The 20,082-nt window shown below is 43.5% G+C and carries 18 protein-coding genes; 16 read left to right on the top strand and 2 right to left on the bottom strand.

Features of this window, described 5'->3' with window-relative positions; genetic code table 11:
- The first annotated feature begins 1 nt into the window (after position 1).
- The 5 genes from nuoL to O3A65_04095 all read left to right on the top strand — a co-directional run bounded on the left by nuoL (position 2) and on the right by O3A65_04095 (position 7,793).
- The gene (gene nuoL / locus O3A65_04115) at positions 2–1,969 is read left to right on the top strand and encodes an NADH-quinone oxidoreductase subunit L (protein ID MDA1331655.1); all 1,968 of its coding nucleotides are present in this window, start codon (positions 2–4) and stop codon (positions 1,967–1,969) included.
- Positions 1,970–1,988: 19 nt separating this feature from the next.
- Entirely contained in the window at positions 1,989–3,476 is a 1,488-nt protein-coding gene (locus O3A65_04110; protein MDA1331654.1) for an NADH-quinone oxidoreductase subunit M, read from the top strand.
- A gap of 40 nt (positions 3,477–3,516) precedes the next feature.
- Positions 3,517–4,977: an NADH-quinone oxidoreductase subunit NuoN gene (nuoN, locus tag O3A65_04105; protein ID MDA1331653.1), complete on the top strand. Its 1,461-nt coding sequence runs from the start codon at positions 3,517–3,519 to the stop codon at positions 4,975–4,977.
- A gap of 250 nt (positions 4,978–5,227) precedes the next feature.
- Positions 5,228–7,141: a molecular chaperone HtpG gene (htpG, locus tag O3A65_04100; GenBank protein MDA1331652.1), complete on the top strand. Its 1,914-nt coding sequence runs from the start codon at positions 5,228–5,230 to the stop codon at positions 7,139–7,141.
- A gap of 91 nt (positions 7,142–7,232) precedes the next feature.
- Positions 7,233–7,793, top strand: a complete 561-nt coding sequence (locus tag O3A65_04095) for a CDP-alcohol phosphatidyltransferase family protein (GenBank protein MDA1331651.1) — start codon at positions 7,233–7,235, stop codon at positions 7,791–7,793.
- A gap of 43 nt (positions 7,794–7,836) precedes the next feature.
- Here O3A65_04095 and O3A65_04090 read toward each other — a convergent pair whose 3' ends face one another.
- Positions 7,837–8,646 (bottom strand): enoyl-CoA hydratase, encoded by an 810-nt coding sequence (locus O3A65_04090; protein ID MDA1331650.1) that lies wholly within the window; start codon positions 8,644–8,646, stop codon positions 7,837–7,839.
- A gap of 122 nt (positions 8,647–8,768) precedes the next feature.
- On the opposite strand from O3A65_04090, the gene O3A65_04085 reads away from it, so the two are divergent.
- Complete coding sequence (locus O3A65_04085) at positions 8,769–9,488, top strand: DUF599 family protein (GenBank protein ID MDA1331649.1); 720 nt, start codon at positions 8,769–8,771, stop codon at positions 9,486–9,488.
- 36 nt (positions 9,489–9,524) lie between these two features.
- Positions 9,525–9,905: a cupin domain-containing protein gene (locus O3A65_04080; GenBank protein ID MDA1331648.1), complete on the top strand. Its 381-nt coding sequence runs from the start codon at positions 9,525–9,527 to the stop codon at positions 9,903–9,905.
- Positions 9,906–9,912: 7 nt separating this feature from the next.
- Here the strand turns inward: O3A65_04080 and O3A65_04075 are convergent, their stop codons facing one another.
- Complete coding sequence (locus O3A65_04075) at positions 9,913–10,431, bottom strand: ACP phosphodiesterase (GenBank protein MDA1331647.1); 519 nt, start codon at positions 10,429–10,431, stop codon at positions 9,913–9,915.
- A 248-nt stretch (positions 10,432–10,679) separates the two neighbouring features.
- On the opposite strand from O3A65_04075, the gene O3A65_04070 reads away from it, so the two are divergent.
- The 9 genes from O3A65_04070 to O3A65_04030 all read left to right on the top strand — a co-directional run bounded on the left by O3A65_04070 (position 10,680) and on the right by O3A65_04030 (position 19,845).
- Positions 10,680–11,729, top strand: a complete 1,050-nt coding sequence (locus O3A65_04070; protein ID MDA1331646.1) for a hypothetical protein — start codon at positions 10,680–10,682, stop codon at positions 11,727–11,729.
- Positions 11,730–11,767: 38 nt separating this feature from the next.
- Positions 11,768–12,451: an SDR family NAD(P)-dependent oxidoreductase gene (locus tag O3A65_04065; GenBank protein MDA1331645.1), complete on the top strand. Its 684-nt coding sequence runs from the start codon at positions 11,768–11,770 to the stop codon at positions 12,449–12,451.
- A gap of 55 nt (positions 12,452–12,506) precedes the next feature.
- Positions 12,507–13,502 carry a serine/threonine protein kinase gene (locus tag O3A65_04060; protein MDA1331644.1) on the top strand — a complete coding sequence of 332 codons (996 nt, stop codon included), beginning with the start codon at positions 12,507–12,509 and terminating at the stop codon, positions 13,500–13,502.
- 71 nt (positions 13,503–13,573) lie between these two features.
- A complete protein-coding gene (locus O3A65_04055) occupies positions 13,574–14,545 on the top strand; it encodes a quinone oxidoreductase (protein ID MDA1331643.1) in 972 nt (323 codons plus the stop codon).
- A 133-nt stretch (positions 14,546–14,678) separates the two neighbouring features.
- On the top strand, positions 14,679–15,434 hold the full coding sequence (locus tag O3A65_04050; GenBank protein ID MDA1331642.1) for an SDR family oxidoreductase: 756 nt from the start codon (positions 14,679–14,681) through the stop codon (positions 15,432–15,434).
- A 78-nt stretch (positions 15,435–15,512) separates the two neighbouring features.
- Positions 15,513–16,535, top strand: a complete 1,023-nt coding sequence (locus O3A65_04045; protein ID MDA1331641.1) for an NAD(P)-dependent oxidoreductase — start codon at positions 15,513–15,515, stop codon at positions 16,533–16,535.
- Positions 16,536–16,584: 49 nt separating this feature from the next.
- Positions 16,585–17,364, top strand: a complete 780-nt coding sequence (locus tag O3A65_04040; protein MDA1331640.1) for an aldolase/citrate lyase family protein — start codon at positions 16,585–16,587, stop codon at positions 17,362–17,364.
- Positions 17,365–17,522: 158 nt separating this feature from the next.
- Entirely contained in the window at positions 17,523–18,296 is a 774-nt protein-coding gene (locus O3A65_04035) for a ferredoxin--NADP reductase (protein ID MDA1331639.1), read from the top strand.
- A gap of 244 nt (positions 18,297–18,540) precedes the next feature.
- Complete coding sequence (locus O3A65_04030; GenBank protein MDA1331638.1) at positions 18,541–19,845, top strand: hypothetical protein; 1,305 nt, start codon at positions 18,541–18,543, stop codon at positions 19,843–19,845.
- Positions 19,846–20,082: the final 237 nt, after the last annotated feature.

Genomic DNA, 20,082 nt, shown 5'->3' with positions numbered 1-20,082 from the left:
TATGAATGGCATGAATATATACCTCCTTGCTGCGCTATCCCCATTGTTTTTTGCGCTAATTGCCGGTCTTTTTGGTAAACAAATTGGTCGGTCGGCTGCACATTTTTTGACGATTTTTGGGGTCTTCATCTCGTTGGTCGCGTCGATCATGATTTTTATCGACGTTTTAGATGGGCATGTTTTTAATGGGGCGGTTTACACTTGGGCATTAATTGGAGACGTTCGTTTTGAAGTAGGATTTTTGATTGATCGTTTGTCTTCACTCATGATGATTGTCGTCACTAGTGTGTCGTTTCTGGTTCACATTTATACGATAGGGTATATGCAGAAAGATCCTGGATATCAGAGGTTTTTCAGTTATATATCTTTGTTTACATTTGCCATGCTGATGTTGGTCATGAGCAATAATTTTCTTCAGCTGTTCTTTGGATGGGAAGCGGTTGGATTGGTTTCCTATCTGTTGATAGGTTTTTGGTATAAAAAAGATTCTGCGATTTACGCAAATCTTAAAGCATTCCTCGTTAATCGAGTAGGTGATTTTGGATTTTTACTAGGTATTGCGCTGATTCTACATTACGCTGGAACGTTAGATTATGCTGCGGTATTTGATCAAAGCGATAACCTCGCTGCTCAAGAAATTGAGTTGTTCGCAGGCCTTGACTGGTCTTTGGTGACAGTAATTTGTATCTGCCTGTTCATTGGCGCGATGGCAAAATCAGCACAATTTCCCCTTCACGTTTGGTTGCCAGATTCAATGGAGGGTCCAACACCAATTTCTGCGCTCATTCATGCGGCGACCATGGTCACCGCCGGCATATTCATGGTGGCTCGTATGTCCCCCTTATTCGAACTGTCAGAAGCAGCGCTGTCTTTCGTGCTGGTTATCGGTTCTATTACTGCGCTGTTTATGGGGCTTTTAGGTTTAGTTCAAAATGATATCAAGCGTGTGGTTGCGTATTCGACATTATCCCAACTTGGATACATGACCGTTGCGTTAGGTGTTTCCGCATATTCTGCTGCGATGTTCCATCTGATGACCCATGCTTTCTTCAAGGCTTTGCTCTTCCTCGCGGCTGGCTCTGTGATTATCGGTATGCATCATGAGCAAGATATGCGCTTTATGGGCGGATTGAGACGAAAAATGCCCATTACTTGGTTGGTGTCATTAGTTGGGTCTTTGGCATTGATTGGATTCCCGTTCCTATCTGGTTTTTACTCAAAAGATAGCATCATTGAAAGTACCCATTTGTCAACAATACCTGGTGCTGGTTTTGCGTACTTTGCCTTGCTGGTAGGGGTTTTTGTTACCGCTCTCTATAGTTTCCGGATGTACTTTTTGGTGTTTGAGGGTAAATATCGAGGAGGGGCGCACCATCATGATAATGGCATCGAAGGAAAGCATGAGCCTCACGAATCACCAATGGTGGTTTGGGCCCCTTTGGTCGTCTTAGCAGTTTTGTCAGTTTTTAGTGGGGCGATCGCAATACAACCTATTCTGTTCGGAAATTATTTTGAGGATGTCATATTTGTTACTGGATCTCATGATGTGGTCCGGCAATTTGGGGAGCACTTCTATGGATGGTTTGCAATGGGGTTGCATGGGTTCCAAACGTTGCCCTTTTGGTTGGCGGTTACTGGTGTCTTTGTCGCATGGTTTCTTTTTGTGTATTCACCGAACTCCAGAAAAAAACTGGTCATATTTTCACCGCTTACCAAATTATTCGATGAGAAATACTTCCTAGATAAATTTAATGAGTGGTTTTTTGCGCAAGGAGCGAAGTCTCTAGGTGGTTTACTTTGGAGGATTGGTGATCAAAAAATCATTGATGGGCTCATGGTTAATGGCTCTGCTAAGTTAGTCGGTCGGATAGGGATGAAGCTCCGCCGGGTACAAACAGGTTTTGTGTCTCATTATGCGTTTGTGATGATATTAGGGGCTTTCACTCTCGTCACAATTTGGCTTTTTTAAAAATAAGATAGATAAAAACATGTTGACCCACGTAATCGGTTCTTTGTCACTCATTGTTTGGTTACCCATAATCTTTGGCATTGCCGTATTGCTAGTTGGTCGAGATGGACGAGAGTGCGTCGCTCGCTGGATGTCCTTAGTCGGCTCTATTCTGAGCGCTCTGGTTGTGATCCCCGTATGGAGACAATTTGATGCGACGCAATCTGAATTTCAATTTATTGAGTTCATCCCTTGGATTGAGATCTTCAATATCAATTATCACTTGGGTATAGATGGCATATCTCTAGTACTTATTTTGTTGAACGTATTGACCACCGTCTTTGTTGTTGTTGCAGGCTGGGAAGTAATCACTAAGAAAGTATCTCATTATTTCGCCTCATTTTTAATTTTGTCTGGGATTATTAATGGGGTTTTTTGTTCGCTAGATGCAATGTTGTTCTATGTTTTTTTTGAGGCAACGCTTATCCCAATGTTTCTCATTATCGGAGTATGGGGTGGGCCAAATCGAGTTTATGCAGCAATTAAGTTTTTTCTCTACACGTTAGCAGGGTCGTTATTAACGCTAGTTGCACTCATTTATCTCTATCGGTCCACTGGGGGCAGTTTTGCGATCGAGAATTTTTATGCGGTATCAATTCCACAGAGTGCTCAGGTTTTAATTTTTTTAGCGCTCTTTGCCGCTTTTGCCGTGAAGATACCGATGTGGCCAGTTCACACTTGGTTGCCCGACGCGCACGTTGAGGCACCTACTGGTGGATCGGTTGTTTTGGCGGCGGTTATGCTCAAGCTCGGTGGGTACGGATTTTTAAGATTGTCGTTGCCGATTGTGCCCGATGCGGCGAGAGAATTGGCACCCTTCGTAATTGGACTCTCTTTAATTGCTATTGTTTATATTGGATTTGTTGCGCTTGTTCAGCGAGACATGAAAAAGCTAATTGCCTATTCATCGATATCTCATATGGGCTTTGTGACTCTAGGTATTTTTATATTTAATGTCGAAGGAATGCAGGGTGCTGTTATCCAAATGGTGTCGCACGGCTTTATCTCTACGGCATTATTCCTGTGTGTTGGGGTCTTGTATGACCGAATGCACTCAAGGGAAATTTCTGCATATGGAGGCGTCGTTAATTCGATGCCAATGTTCGCAGCGCTGTTTCTCGTATTTGCGATGGCTAACGCTGGCTTACCTGGAACAAGTGGGTTTGTGGGTGAGTTTCTTGTCATCATGGGTGCGATGGCGACTAATTTTTGGTATGCGTTTGCAGCGGCTATGACCCTTATCTTAGGTGCCGCGTATACGCTTTGGATGTATAAGCGAGTTGTTTTTGGAGATTCCGGTAGCGAACGGGTAATAGGATTAAAGGATGTTAATGTGCGCGAATTCGCAATGTTGCTTGTCCTAGCACTAATGGTAATTGGTGTGGGCTTGTACCCCAAGCCGTTTACAGATGTGATTGATGTTTCGGTGACTACAGTATTAGAACTCGCCTCGGTGATTAAGAACTAAATAAAGCGATAGTCCATTATAAAAGGTATTTAAGTCACATATGTATTTTCAATTATCAGATCTATGCACGCTCTTGCCTGAGATTTTTTTGCTCGTCGGGGTTAGCGTTATTTTATTACTCGACTTATTTTTAAGTAAGGAGCAGCGTGGTATTACGTACGCACTATCTCTTATAGTTTTAATTGTGACGAGTGTTCTGCCGTGGTTTTTTTATGACGCAGACCCTAGAGTCATTATGAGCGGATTTATTGTCTCCGACGCACTAGGAGCGGCTCTTAAGTCGATGGTGTGTGTGCTCATTACGGCTGGTCTTGTGTATTCAAAGAACTACCTATTATCGCGCGGGTTATATCGAGGGGAGTACTTTTCACTGACGTTGTTTGCGACCCTAGGGATGATGGTTATGATCTCATCCAACCATTTCCTAAGTCTATATCTGGGTCTTGAGCTATTAAGTTTAAGTTTGTATGCGATGGTGGCTCTCCAGCGTGATTCTGGCCGTAGTTCTGAGGCGGCTATTAAGTACTTTGTTTTAGGGGCGATTGCTTCGGGTATGCTACTTTATGGTATGTCTATGATCTACGGTGCCACCGGACATCTGAACATTGAAGCAATTGTATCTTCCATACTTTCTGGACATAGTGATTCTAATCTGCTTCGGCTCGGAGTGGTGTTTGTTATCGTAGGAATCGGCTTCAAACTCGGGGCTGTTCCATTTCATATGTGGATACCTGATGTTTACCAAGGCTCTCCCACCTCAGTGACTCTACTTATTGGTACTGCGCCTAAAGTAGCCGCCTTTGCGTTTGTGTTACGTTTGCTCGCTGAAGCTCTTGGGCATCCATCGTTACATCAGGATTGGAGTCAAATGCTAACCGTTCTTGCCGTCGCTTCACTGATCATTGGTAACGTTGTGGCGATTGCTCAAACTAACTTTAAGCGCATGTTGGCGTATTCGACGATTGCCCATATGGGGTTTTTGTTGGTTGGTTTCATGACGGGCTCCATTAATGGGTATAGCGCGTCATTATTTTATGTTTTAACGTACGTTGTTATGGCGTTGGGTGGTTTTGGTGTAATTTTGCTTCTATCTAGGGATGGATTTGAGGCAGAAGAACTTAGCGATTTGAGGGGGTTGAGTCAGACAAATCCTTGGTGTGCATTTCTTTTAATGATTATTTTATTTTCTATGGCGGGCATACCGCCAACAGTAGGTTTTTGGTCTAAGTTATTTGTGATTCAGTCAATTATGGATTTAGGTTATGTAGGTCTTGCTGTGACTGCCGTAATGACGTCTCTCATTGGGGCTTATTATTATTTGCGAGTTGTTAAAATTATGTACTTTGATGCGAGTGAGTCGGCAATCAATACCGTCAAATATTCGGTGGGAATGGCAGTCTTCGCAGTCAATGGTTTGTTGCTGCTTGGTCTGGGTTTGTTCCCCGGTTGGCTCCTGTCCCTTTGTGAATCGTTAATTGTTAGTTCAGTCCGAACTTTTTGATTAATGAGTTAGGACTTTACTGAAAATTAGTTAGATTCGCGCATAGCATACAGGGTCGGAATGCTTGAGGAAAGATAAAGGATGCTACGACAATCATTGCATTACTCTGATCTGAGAATTTCCGGAAAGGGATCCGTCTTAAATAAGATCCTGAATAGTGTTGGGTTTTTTAAACCCTTGAATTTTCAGTTCTTGCCCCCATCTCGTTGATCTATAGGTAATACAATCCATTTAAATAGGGTGAAATTTAATGTCAGATGCTGCTGCTAAAGAGACGCTCGGGTTTCAAACGGAAGTAAGCCAATTACTTAAATTGATGATTCATTCCTTGTATTCAAACAAGGAAATTTTTCTAAGAGAGTTGATTTCAAATGCTTCTGACGCTTGCGATAAACTCAGATTTGAGTCACTCACAGATGCTTCGCTCATGGGTGACGATGTAGTTCTTAAGATTGACATCTCGGTTGATCGTGAAAATAGAACTATTTCTATCTCGGACAACGGGATCGGAATGTCTCGAGAGGAAGTGATACAGAACATCGGGACGATTGCAAAATCCGGAACTAAAGAGTTTTTCAGTAAGCTCACGGGAGATCAGGCTCAAGATGCTACGCTTATTGGGCAATTTGGAGTCGGTTTTTATTCCTCCTTTATTGTCGCAGATAAGGTGACGCTTATTTCTAGACGGATTGGATTGGAGGAGTCTGAATCGGTGCTCTGGGAGTCTGAGGGTAAGGGGGAGTTCACGGTCGAAAGTACGTCCAAGCTGAGTCGAGGCACACAAGTTATTCTGCATTTGAGGGCGGATGAAGACGATTTGCTGGAAGGGTATCGCCTAAAAACAATTGCTCAGCGTTACTCAGACCATATTAATCTCCCTATTTTTATGCCTAAAGAAGAATGGGATGCCAAAGAAAATAAGTACGTTCTTCAGAATGAATCTGAACAAATTAATCAAGCATCAGCGATATGGGCTCGACCGAAAACCGATGTAACTGATGAGCAATATGAGGATTTTTACAAGCATATCTCTCACAATTTTGAGAAGCCGTTAGCATGGGCTCATGCTCGAGTTGAGGGGAAAAGTGAATATACCCACTTGTTGTATCTTCCGAGTAAAGCTCCTTTTGACCTCTGGAACAGGGATCATAGACGAGGGTTAAAGCTCTATGTTCGCCGTGTATTTATTATGGAGGATGCAGAGCAGTTATTACCTGGGTATCTTCGTTTCGTCAGAGGTGTTGTAGATTCCTCAGATCTACCGTTAAATGTTTCCAGGGAAATATTGCAAGAATCTAGAGATGTTGATGCCATTCGTAAGGGGTGTATTAATCGAGTTCTGGCCATGCTTGAGGATATGGCTGAAAATCAACAGGATAAATTTAAGGAATTTTGGAAAGAATTTGGTCGCGTTCTCAAAGAAGGTCTTGGGGAAGATTGGAGCAATAAAGAGCGCATTGCTAAGTTACTTCGATTCTCAACGACTGCTCAAATTGATAAGGGTGAAGTTGTTACCCTAAGTGATTATATTGCACGTATGAAAGAGGGGCAGGATAAGATCTACTACATTACCGCTGAGACGCATGCTGCGGCGAAATCAAGTCCTCATCTGGAAATATTTAAGAAAAAAGATATTGAGGTTCTTTTGCTCTCTGACCGGGTTGATGAGTGGGTAGTCTCTAATCTCCAAGAGTTCGATGAAAAAAAACTCGTCTCAGTAGCTAAAGGTTCTCTTGATTTAGGTCCAATTGATGATAAGAAACTTGATGGTAAGTCTGATGAGGTAGATGCTGACGGTGGTGACTTAGTGAAGCGTATTAAGGAGGCGTTAGCGGGGAAAGTCAAAGATGTTCGTGTGTCGACTCGACTAGTCGATTCTCCTTCATGTTTGGTATCTGATGAGGATGAAATGAGTATGAATCTTTCAAGAATGTTGAAGGCTGCAGGACAAGAATCGCCTTTAATTGAACCGATTCTGGAAATTAATATTCATCATCCGATTGTGAAGAAAATGGCGGCCGAGAAAGAAGTCGCCCGCTTTTCGGACTGGAGCTCAATTATCTTTGATCAGGCTATGTTGGCTGATGGCGGCTCACTTGAGGATCCTGCGGCGTTTATCGTCAAATTGAATAATTTAATCTTGAGTCTGCCTCAAAGTACTTGATTCCATGACGTTCTGAAGATACATTTCAGAGCGAGGGTGGTTAAAGGGCTCTCATTTAGCGGTGTTATGTAGTTATTGGTTAGGAGTCGCGATGATTAGTGTGCTTCCGAATACCATTACCCTTGGTCGATTGTTGTCAGTTCCGTTTTTGGCAATCATATTGTCAAGCCACGACTATCAACTGGCTTTTTGGTTTTTTTTAGTTTTAAGCTTTTCGGACGGTTTGGATGGGTATATTGCTCGTCGATTCAATGCAATCACAACGGCAGGAACGATACTGGATCCTGTTGCCGATAAGTTGTTGGTCATTACCTGTGCATCGATCTTAGCCTGGGACGGGTTATTACCTCTGTGGATTGGCATTCCTCTAGTTTTAAGAGACATTGTGATGCTGAGTGTTGGACTGCTTGACAGCACATTAAGAGATATTCGAGTGTTACCTAATCTATGGGGTAAGTCACATGCGGCACTCGCGTTTCTAGCTATTGCACTTGCTATTGCGCAAGAGGCCAAATTATTCGTGGGCGATTTAATCCTAGACGTGATGCTACCAGCATTATTAGTAACTTTATCTATTTCTACCGTCGTATATTTTGTCGAGTGGCGGCGTGTTCGCCTTAATGGTCGCGCCACATCAGCAGCATCTATGTAGTTTTATCTTCTTGTTATTTGGGCAATCAAAGGGTAGCTTAGACTTACACATGCTTCCAGGTTGCCGACCTTTTTTCAATAAATGCATCTATCCCTTCGCTGACATCAAGAGCCATCATATTGCAGGCCATAGTCTCGGCCGCGAATTTGTAGGCGTCATCGATGCCCATTTCAATTTGCCGATAGAGCATTCGTTTTCCCGTTGAAACGGCAACCGCCGACTTGCGAATAATTAAATTAGCCATCTGGAGCACTTCGGCATTCAGTTGTTTTGCAGGAACAGCTTTGTTGATTAGTCCGAGTGACTCTGCGGTACGCGCGTCAATGAATTCACCAGTAAATAGTAATTCTGCAGCTTTTTTCCGATGAATGTTTCGAGATACGGCAACTGCCGGTGTTGAACAAAATAAGCCGTAATTAACTCCAGAAGTTGCAAATTTCGCTTCTTCTGATGCAATAGCAAGATCGCAGGCCCCAACGAGTTGACAGCCAGCAGCTGTCGCAATGCCATGTACTTTAGCGATGACAGGTTGAGGGATCCTCATTAGGGTGAGCATGAATTGACTGCAGGTTTTGAACAGCGCGTCATAATACTCTTGGCTTCGGTTTGCCCGCATTTGTTTAAGGTCATGGCCAGCACAAAATGCGTCTCCGCTCCCCTCAATGATGACGACTCGAACTGATGAATCATTGCTGATGGTATCTAATTGCATTTGAAGTGTTGCCAGAAGTTCCTCAGAGAGCGCGTTGTATGCTTTTGGGCGGTTAAGTCTCAGTGTGGCAACGCCACCTTCATCTGTTCTAAGCAATACGGTTTCGTTGACGTTTACTTTCGCCGTGTTTGTAACAGTCATATTAAGCCCTTTTTGACACGCATTTTTAGAGTAGTATAACGTAAATAATTCCATCAAATTAAATTATGAAGAGCATTGTTTTCAATGTTATACGATGACACGACAACGGATCGCAACCTTTTATGACAATGGATAACACATCGTTTACCGTCATTGACTATTTGGCAATTGCCATATTCTATTTCGGTTGGGTTGGCTATGCCAAATTCGCAAGGCGTGCTGCTGACAAGGGAATGCCTAGTTTGATGAGTGTTATGGTGCGTTACCGAGAGCAATGGTGGCGCGGGACTATTCGGAGAGATCTAAAGATCGTTGATGCAAACATTATTCTCACCTTAGCAAATGGCGCTACGTTTTTTGCTTCAACGACTATTTTGATCTTGGGTGCGCTACTGGCGCTATTGGGTAACGCCGACCGAGTGATAATGATTCTTGCTGATTTGCCATTTGCGGTTGAGAACGACACCTTGGCATGGAACTGTAAAATAGTATTACTGCTCGCTATATTTATATATGCTTTCTTTAAGTTTACCTGGTCTCTAAGGCAGCATTTTTTTTGTTCGGTAATGGTGGGCGCAGCACCGGATACTGATGCCACACCTGATGTGCACGAACAATTCATTCAGCGTGGCTCGAAAATGGCGAGTATTGCTTCTAATACCTTTAACGACGGATTGCGTGCTTATTACTTTGGCCTATCAGTCTTGCCTTGGTTTTTAAATGCCTGGCTCTTTATTTTGTCTAACATGATGGTGATAGGCATTCTTTACCATCGAGAATTTAAGTCTGATGCGTTAAAAGCAATGCTTGGAAATGATTTAAGTAAAGGCTCATGTAATTAAGTAAGTCGCAGCGACTTGACATTTAATGGGGGGATTATGAGCGATAAAAAGAAATTTTCTTGTAATCATTTAGATGACAGAGAATTCAAAAAAGATGGTTTGCGCCCTTTTTTTGAGTACAGGGATTTAGGCATAAAAGAGGCGACCAATGGGGCTGTTGTTGCGCACGTTATTCGAGCGGTTCCCGGCGAGCATACAGTCCCTCGCCAACATTATCATGATGTCACATTTCAAATGATCTACATTTTAAAAGGTTGGGTAGAGTTCGATTATGCGGGGGTCGGACGAAAGCGGTTAACGGCTGGAACATGTGTACATCAGCCGCCCGGGATTCATCATAAAGAGATCGAACATAGTGACGACTTAGAGTTGATAGAGATTGTTATGCCAGGGGTCTTTGAGACAATGGAGAGTTAATTTTTAGCTATGCTTTATCGTTGTTGAATGTGAGTTTTTTCGCGTAATCATCTGAGAACTCTTCGGCCTCTTCAATGAACTGAAAAAAATCTAACTCAAATGAGTTCAGGTGCCTCACGAGATCTATCGCGCCGCCTAAAAGTGCGTTTCCTCGCTTTAACCTAGAACCCAATCGCTCGATTTGCTGAGCAATACCATCTATTGATGTGTATGTTCTGAACCAGTCTTGTTCAACAATTAATCGAGAGACTTTTCTAAAATTTTGTGTATTTTCAGGTCGATCTTTGAGGACTACTTGGTAAATGTGTTGGCTGAAATCTATCAATTTTTTGGAATGTAACTGCGACCAGTGCCTAGCAGGAATATGATCGAAATACATATCGATCAGTATCCGAGAAAATCGTCTTTGCTCGGGCTTAATGCTTTTGCAGCTTTTCCTGAAAATGTCTGACTGGTCCGAAAAAAGATCAATTTTCCTGTGAAGTTTGATCCCATTAACGACGTTATAGTGGTTAACCGCTAGCATCCGCTCATCTATAGGACCGTTTACAAAGGCCCCAAGGATGCTGCCTAGTTGTCAGTCCTCATCATTTGGGGATAAAAAAAGATGTGCGAGGTAATTCACGGCTAATATACTTCTTACCTAAAGATTTACTGTCTTATTTGTCATGGTCGCAACACAAGTATAGTGCTTACTTTGAGCCCACTATGATTTTATCTGAAGATGCAGTCGTTATAATCAGGGCTACACACCAAAAGGAAAATCTACCTTTAATGAACGATAGTCGAATACCAAATATGAGTTCTTATGAACAATTGATGGCTCTTGCTAACGATTTAGCGTCGAAGGCACCTCTAGATCACGTGTCTGTGGACCAAACACCGTTGTATAAATTGGTTGATGCGTTCGTCGATTCCGGACTGAGTGATGCCGTGAAACAGGCGTGTTGGCATCCTAATTCTATCTTGGCTGGGCGTATGGCAAGACAGGTGGCGGACGCAGCGATAACAGCGGACCGAAAAGGAAGTGCATTTCGATTAGATTTATTTGTCATGCCGATCATTTTGGTTATTGGTGCCCAGAAAAGAAACACTATTTCGACCGTATTGAATGATGTAGCCGCCTTGACTGGCATTTTAGAAAGTCTGGGTGTCCTGGGTCATTGTAAGAACTTTGGGTTGGCTAATTGTTTAACGGACTATGAGGCCTTGCATCAATATCCTCTTGATTCGTGGAGGCTGGCTGGTCAATACGACGAATTAAAAAATATAGTGGTGTTAGATTTTCCGGATGATCCAATCGACGTTTTAGCTGGAGTAGAAGCTGCTCATTTGCGATTTCTCTGTGGTGTAGCACTCAGTCCTACCTCTGCGCCTTCGGTTTTTGAATCGGCGGGGGATATTGGTAGATGGGGAATTAAATTTTCCGAGGCGGTAAGTGCTCAGTTATCTACGGCGGATTGTTCGGTGTTGGCGTTACCTCGGCTACCGAGACCTCTTATCAGATCTCTAGAGGAGGGATATTGGGCAGTGAGAGAAGTTGGTTTTCAGTTGTTCGCTAGCAATGCGATCAATCATGCTCGCCTAAAATTTGGAGAGCCAGATATATCAATTGATTCAAGTGCGGGTGGTAAAGTATTGACGCGATTATCGTCTTTGTTTGATGAGTCGTTCGATAGGACGTACGATTTCCCTGTTGCACCTTATGAGTCACATGATCAAGCGCTTGCGACGATTGATCAGTTTTTTAGAGACATAGGTATTCAGCGTTACCAGTTAAAAGTATCTGAAGGCGAAGAGAAATATGTTAACTGCGAAACGTAACGTTTGTTTCTGCGCTTAATTTTCATTAAAAGGTTTTTATGAAAACAGTATTGGTCACTGGTGCTGGTAGAGGCATAGGTTTGGCTGTCGCTAAAAAATTCTCATCGATGGGTTGGATTGTGTTATCTCTAGATAAAGAGTTCCAAGCCATCTGTATTGGGGAACGTATTGTATTCGACTTGAGATCTCTCGATAAAATTCCGTATTTAATAGATCAATTAGGGCCAATTGATACGTTGGTTAATAATGCAGCAGTACTATTTTGTGACCCGATGGATTTAATACCTCAGGATCATATACAGGAGATTCTAGAGGTTAATCTTTTAGCCCCTGCGAGATTGATTGAGTCTGTCTCATTGGGTATGAGATCTCGAGGCGGTGGCCGTATTGTTTCGGTTGGTTCAGTTTCGGCATTTACCGGGCATCCTGATCTTTGGTATGGCGCGACGAAGGCGGCGTTACTAAATCTTACAAAGAGTTATGCTTCGCATCTCGGCCGAGATAATATATTTGTGAATGCGGTTGCACCTGGACCAACTTTGACAATGATGTATGAGCAATTACCTGATTCCAGAAAAGAATCGGTAATGAGCAGTGTGCATAGCGGACGACCTTGTTTGCCAGAGGAGGTCGCGGAGGCTATTTTTTGGTTGGGAGCGGAAAGTCCGGCTTATGTTTCTGGAACTACTGTTGACGTAAATGGTGGTTCCTACTCTCGATGATGAATACTTCCGATTTTGCAGTTGCTGTTATTTCGTCCGCTAGGGTTTTTACTCCTTGAAGTTTCAGGCTGAGGAGACACCATATTTCGGTCTAGGCCCAGACCTGATTCTTAATGCGCTTGACCATGTTGGGTGGAAAACCACAGGAAAGTTAATTCCTCTAAATAGTTTCGAGAACCGGGTTTATCAAATTGGCGTTTATGATGACGATTTGGAATTCGATGTAGTCGCAAAATTTTATCGTCCTGGTAGGTGGTCCAAAAATCAATTGCTGGAGGAGCACAGATTTACGTTTGATTTGTCCGATGTTGAGCTTCCGGTGATTGCTCCTATTAGGATCAATAAAGAGTCTCTTTTTAAGGCTGAGCAATTTCAATTTGCCGTATTTGAAAAAAAAGGTGGACGAGCGCCTAATCTAGAGGATGACTTTGTATTGGGGTGGATTGGTCGATTGATCGGTCGTATTCATGCGGTATCCGCGACGCAATCGTTCCGGTATCGTCCTACTATAAGCACGGACCAGTTCGGTAGGGATCCCGTTAACTTCATAATAAGTAAAGGGTTCATTCCTGTTGAATTACGTAAGACGTACGAAGATCTTGTGGATCTCGCTTTAACGGCGATTGATGAGGCTTTAAAAGGAGTACAAGGCTTATCCTTCATTCGTTTGTTGGGAGACTGCCACCCAGGGAATATTTTGTGGATGGAAGATGGCCCGAGTTTTGTTGACTTGGATGATGCTGTTATGGGTCCGGCCGTTCAGGATTTATGGATGTTGTTGTCGGGAGATCGGGAATCTATGGCGCAGCAGTTGCGGAAAGTCTTAATAGGCTATGAGCAATTTATGACCTTCGACTACCAACAGATCGCCTTAATCGAGCCCCTTCGAACGCTACGCATGATCAACTACTCTGGCTGGTTGGCTCAGCGATGGAAAGATCCTGCGTTCCAGGTCGCTTTTCCATGGTTTGGATCACAGCGATATTGGGAAGAGCATTTAGGCCATATGCGAGAGCAAATTGGTTTGATGCAGGAGAGGTTTTCTGTTTAAGTTTTTGATTCCTAGTAAACTAAATAAGGCATCATTATTTTTATTCAGCGATTGTTACATTGGAGATATGAATGACAAAAGTAGTTAAGTTTCACAAGACGGGTGGTCCTCAGGTTTTGTCACTAGAGAATATGATTGTTGGCAAGCCTAAACTAGGAGAGGCTCGTGTTCGACACACGGCGATCGGCTTAAACTTTATCGATACTTATCATCGATCTGGCCTTTATCCGCTTCCATTACCTAGTGGTGTTGGTTTAGAGGGCGCAGGCGTGGTTGAGGCGATTGGAGCTGGGGTAACGCACATCAAGCCCGGTGACCGAGTGGTATATGCTGGAGGCCCTCCTGGAGCTTATGCGCAGGAAAGAGTGATGCCCGCTACTAAGTTGGTTAAAGTGCCTGCTGGAGTCTCTGATGAGGATGCGGCAGCAATGATGCTCAAGGGTCTGACAGTACAAATGCTCATACGTCGTGTCTACCGTGTACAAAAAGGTGAGACAGTTTTATTCCATGCGGCCGCTGGTGGGGTTGGTTTGATTGCTTGTCAGTGGCTCAATGCCCTAGGTGTCAAGGTGATTGGTACGGTTGGTTCAGATGCAAAAGCGAAAATTGCTAAAGCGCATGGATGTCACTACACGATTAATTACACTAATGAAAATTTTGCTGAGCGTGTTCGGGAAATTACTAAAGGTCGAGGAGTGCCGGTGGTGTTCGACTCAGTGGGCAAGGATACATTTCACGGCTCGTTGGATTGTCTCCAGCCGAGAGGACTGTTGACTGTATTTGGTAATGGTTCAGGCCCGGTGAGGGACATTGATGTGAATATACTCGCGAAAGGTTCTTTTTACCTTACTAGACCCTCCATCATGATTTATACGGCGATGCGTTCAGATCTGGAAGCCGGGGCGAAAGAACTTTTTAGTATGGTCAAGTCCGGTAAAGTAAAAATAGATATTAATCAGCGATATGCATTAGCCGATGCTGCTAACGCGCACAGAGATCTTGAAGCTCGGAAAACTACGGGTTCAACGATTTTGATGCCTTGATCGTTTATGTTGAAAAAAATGCCGCGTTTAGCGGCTTTTTTTTGTCTGCTTTATCTAGATCTGAGTATGGGCTAACTTAGAGGTGTATGTAAGGGTAACATTGACGTTTGATTGGCTAATCTAAGGAGTGCATATGTTTCGTTTGGACGGAAAAATCGCGCTGGTTTCTGGAGCCTCGCGTGGACTTGGTTGGGGTATGGCAAAGGCGCTAGCAAGTCAGGGAGCTCATGTATTTTTGAATGGTCGAGATCCTGTCAGTTTAGGTAAACGTGTTTTGGAGTTAACTGAGAACAGATTATTGGCAACGGCGATGGCTTTTGATGTTACCCAATCTGCAAAGATTAAGCGAGCTGTTGCCCAAATTGTTAGCGAGCAGGGGCGCATAGATATTCTTGTTGCGAATGCAGGCATACAGCATCGTGCACCGATCAGTGAGTTTGATGAAGACGATTTCCGGCGCGTTATGGATACTAATTTGATCGGTGTATGGGCATTAGCCAAAGAAGTGTCGAAGTCTATGGTTCAGGCTCGCTCTGGACGAATTATTTTTACCGGTTCCATTACGGCGCAACTAGGTCGACCGACTATATCCGCATATATTGCGTCAAAAGGAGGTGTGCATTCGCTTGCGAGACAGTTGGCGGTTGAGTTGGGTGATAAAGGCATTACTGCCAACGTGATAGCACCTGGATATTTTGCGACAGAAATGAACGAAGCCCTTATAGAGGATAAAGATTTTAACCATTGGGTATGCTCGCGCGTGCCCGTAAGGCGTTGGGGTGAGGTTGATGAAATAGGGTCTGCGGCTGTATTTTTAGCCTCTGACGAGTCCGCCTACGTGAATGGTCATGTGTTGACGGTAGATGGCGGGTTCAGCATCTCCATGTGACTTTCGTTTACTCCATTCCTTTTATATTAGAGATAGAGTTGTTTTATGTTTGAGGCTGTTAGTGTGTGAGGGCGGTGTATGATAAATAAATTTCGAATTGGCGTCAGCAGAGAAGCTATTACGAAAGATGGCAGAACGATTTTTGGTGAAGAAGCAACCCAGATTCTTGAGGATGCTAATGTAGAGTGGGCAATTCTTGAGGATCAGTCTGCGGCTGTCACGCCAGACCATGCGGCGGAATTTGATGCGATTTGTTTGATGAGTGCGCCGGTGACACGCCAAACCCTGAGTCGGAAAGACCGAAAATTGAAGCTCATCGCTAGATTTGGGGTGGGTTATGACTCTGTTGATGTGTCCGCTTGTAATAATTTTGGCGTGTTACTTACGATTACCCCCGATGGGGTTAGAAGGCCTGTAGCTGCATCGGTGATGGCGTATGTGCTTGCATTGGCTCATCGTATGTTTCTTAAAGACAGATTGGTTAGAGAAGGGCGATGGCTCGATAAAGGAAATTTTCTTGGAATGGGTTTAATAGGCCGAACTTTGGGGGTGATTGGCGTAGGTAATATCGGCGCAGAAGTTCTGCGTTTAGCAAAGCCATTTAATTTGAATTTGCTCGGGTGCGATCCTAATGTGTCTCAATCAGACATTGAGGCACTGGGTGCTACCAAGGCTGATTTGACAACATTACTTAAAGAATCTGATTTTGTTTCCGTCAATTGTTTATTAAACGAAAAGACCAAGGGTTTAATCAGTCACGAACAATTTAGGCTGATGAAGGCTTCAGCTTATTTTATCAATACCTCTCGTGGCCCGGTAGTTGACGAGAGCGCACTCATCGCTGCGTTAGAGAACGATTTGATATCGGGTGCGGCAATTGATGTGTTTGAGCACGAGCCTGTTGATCTGAATAATCCACTACTTCAGTTTGATAATGTGATTGTTGCGCCCCATGCTATTTGTCACACCGATGAGTGTATGCGTCTCCTTGGGGAGCAATCGTTTCAAGCTGCCGTTGATCTTTCTTATGGACGTAAGCCAGGCGATTTGGTTAATCCTGAGGTTTTAACGCATCCATCGTGGGTCGATCAATGGTCGTAAATGGATAGCTTTAATTTTTGAAGACATAATTTTCGAGTGATGTAAAAATATGCGAGATAACATTATAAAGAAAAAAGTTCTTGCCGGAGAGCCTGTATTCGGAACCTTCGGGTGGGAGTTCTTAGTCCCTGGTTTACCTCAAATCGTTAAGTCCTCAGGTGCCGATTTTTTGCTGATTGATATGGAGCATTCAGGTGTCAGTTACGAAACTTTAAAAACACAGATTGCACTGTGTCGTGGGCTTGATTTAGTTCCGATGTGCCGTATTCCATCAAATCAATATCACTATATTTCTCGCGCTCTAGATTTGGGTGCGCTCGGCATCATGGCACCCATGGTGGGTAGTGCACAAGAAGCGGAGTTTATTGTCTCCTGTACTCAGTACCCTCCAAAAGGCAGGAGAGGGGCTGCATTTGGATTTGCATCTGATGATTATTTGGGTGGAAATGTCAGCGAAAAAATTGAAATAGCTAATCAGCGCACTTTGGTCATGGCGTTAATTGAAACAAAGGATGGTATTGAAAACATCAATGAGATTGCGGCGGTGCCTGGCATTGATGTTCTATGGTTGGGTCATTTTGATTTGACGAACTTTTTAGGCATCCCAGGAGAGTTTTCTAATCCAAAGTATTTGGATGCAGTTGAGCGTCTTCGTGATGCTGCAAGGCGGTATGGCAAGGTGCTCGCGTGTATGTCAGCAAATGACGAGTGGAGTAGGGAATATTGGTTAAAAGATTTTCGATTATTTGCTGTTGGGGTTGACTCAACGTTGCTGCAGTCGGCCCTTAAGGCGGGTATCGATGTTTTGAGAGACTTGTCTGATAAGTAATCAAGAGGTGCAATTCGTCGAGTTTCGATCAAACTCACAATTCGATGTAATTTGTCAGTTTTATTCCCTATACCCTATCCGGATGAGTTAAACTTGAAGAACGTGAATACGAACGCGGTTGCCACGTTTCAGCGGATCACGATAAATTGACCCATTCAATGCCAAAAGAAGACAAATATACTGCGGAAAAAATCATCGAAATTACAACTTGGGCGCCAAATTTATTCAGCTTCAAGTTGACTCGATATACTGGATATCGATTTATTCCTGGACAATTCTCGCGGCTTGGCCTTAAGAAAGATGATGGGTCTATCGTTTGGCGCGCTTACTCAATTGTGTCGGCAAGCTATGACGAATATTTAGAATATTTTTCAATTGTGGTTCCTGATGGTGACTTTACCAGTCGCTTGTCACAATTGAAGGTTGGTGATGAAGTGCTTGTTGAGAAAATGAATTATGGTCTCCTGACGACTGCACGTTTCGAGGAGGGTAAAGATCTGTGGATGCTTGCGACAGGCACGGGGTTAGCACCATTTATCAGCATTTTGTATGAGCTCGAAACATGGGATAAGTACGAAAACATAATTCTGGTGTATAGCGTTAGAGAAACTAAAGAGCTGGCATATATGGAGATGATCGAGGGTCTCAAAGATCATGAGTATTTTGGGGGGTTTTCCCACAAATTTAGATTTCTCCCCATTGTGACACGAGAGAAACTCGAGGGTGCTTTAAGCAAGCGTATTCCCGTTCTTTTGGAAAGTGGCGAGCTCGAGAAAAAAATAGGCTTATTACTTGATCCGCATCGAAGTCGGATCATGATTTGTGGAAATCCGGAGATGGTGGATGACACTCGGGCATGGTTTACCGATAACGGCTATACGGTCAGTCGTCGATCGCAACCGGGGCATCTCGCACTCGAGAATCTTTGGTAGGTAAAATGATTTGCCTGTTTTCTATGGCTTGAGCTTGGATAATTGCATCGCTCGCCAGCGTCATTGAAGATTATTTTGGGAATATTTCACCGTATTTCTTTTCATTTTATATCAATTAATCATATATTTAAGTCTTTTCTTTAGCTCCTATCAAAAAAGTAATTGCGAATCATTCTCATTTGCGTTTATACTTCTTCCAATGGTTTGTAAAACACTCAGACCTTAACTATTGGAGGCAGCACAAATGTCAAAATCATTTACGTTTCGTTATTTTCTGACAACATTTTTCGCGTTATCGATAATGCTAATGGCAATGCCTAGCTGGAGCGATGAGGATGTTAACGAGCGGATCGACACACTTGAGCAGGAATTGCTAGAGCTTAAAAAACTGCTCAAAGCTCAGAGTGAGGCCCAAGAGGCAACATTAGAGAAACTAGAGGTTCAAAAACAAGCTGTCCAGCATATAGAACAAAAAACCTCTGGGGTGTCAGACACCTACGTGGGTGGATACGGTGAGATTAATTACCTCAACTATGACGGCAGTACGGCGGACGAGTTTGATATGCAGCGTTTTATCCTGTTTCTTGGGCATAAGTTTGATGATAAAACTCGCCTATATTCTGAGATCGAGTTTGAACACGCGCAAGTGAAGGGGGGAGAGTCCGGCGGTGAAGTCGCGATCGAACAGGCTTATATTGAGCATGCTTTGGGAGAGGGCATTAACTTTAGAGCTGGTATGCAAATCATTCCGATAGGTTTACTCAATGAGTACCATGAGCCACCAGTATTTTATGGTGTTGAAAGAAATGAAATCGAAACCCGTATTATTCCTTCAACATGGAGAGAGATTGTATTCGGACTGAACGGTAAAACAGTCGGTGGGCTAGGTTATTTCGCCGGCATTTCTACAACGCCAGACGCGAGTAAGTTTAAAACTACCAGTAGCTCTACTGGTTTTAAAGATATGAGAGTAAGCGGTAAGCAAGTTACTGCAAATGATATGGGGTATTTTGCTGGTTTTAACTACACAGGAATTCCGGGATTGAAGGCTGGAGCAACTGTTTGGGCAGGAAATACGGCGCAAAATGGGCAAGGCAAGACGGTTAAGGCTCAGCTGGCAAATGTTGACGCCCCGCTTACAATATGGGATGCCCATGCCCGTTATTCGGCAGATCGTTTTCAGGTGAGTGTACTCTACGCCGCAGGAACACTCGGAGATACCTCGGAGATTAATGCGGCGACAGGGATAAGCGCAGGATCTGATGATGCGGCTCCGGAGGAGTTTAGCGGTTGGTACGTTGAAGCCGCGTATGAGGCTTATCGAGATGGTGATTATGCCGTTGCCCCATTTGTGAGGTACGAGGACTATAACACCCAAGAGAAAGTGGCATCGGGGTTCACTATTGACCCGTTGAATTCAGATGTGGCGATTACGTACGGCCTCAGTTGGCGCATTCATCCGGACGTTGTTTTTAAATTCGACCATCAGGCCTACGATATCAATAGTAATAATGATCGAACAAATATTGGTATAGGTTGGATGTTCTAAATATAGTCTTCCATCTTCCTCGTCGTTGCGTTCAATATAGTTACGAAAACTCAAACGGCGCGTATAGGATGTATTTTTCGATCGGCACCAGATAGGGTTCGAAGCTCAGATATCTGGTGCCACCGAAAAATACATCCTATACGCGCCGTTGATTACTTGCAATATGATTGGGGTTAGGTATGCATGATTTGGTGTACCCTCTCGTAAATTATTGAACTTTTGACTAAAAATCGACGT

It is taken from the genome of Pseudomonadota bacterium (assembly GCA_027624715.1).
GTDB lineage: Bacteria > Pseudomonadota > Gammaproteobacteria > Burkholderiales > Eutrophovitaceae > Eutrophovita.
This window is presented reverse-complemented; position numbering and strand designations above follow the sequence as displayed.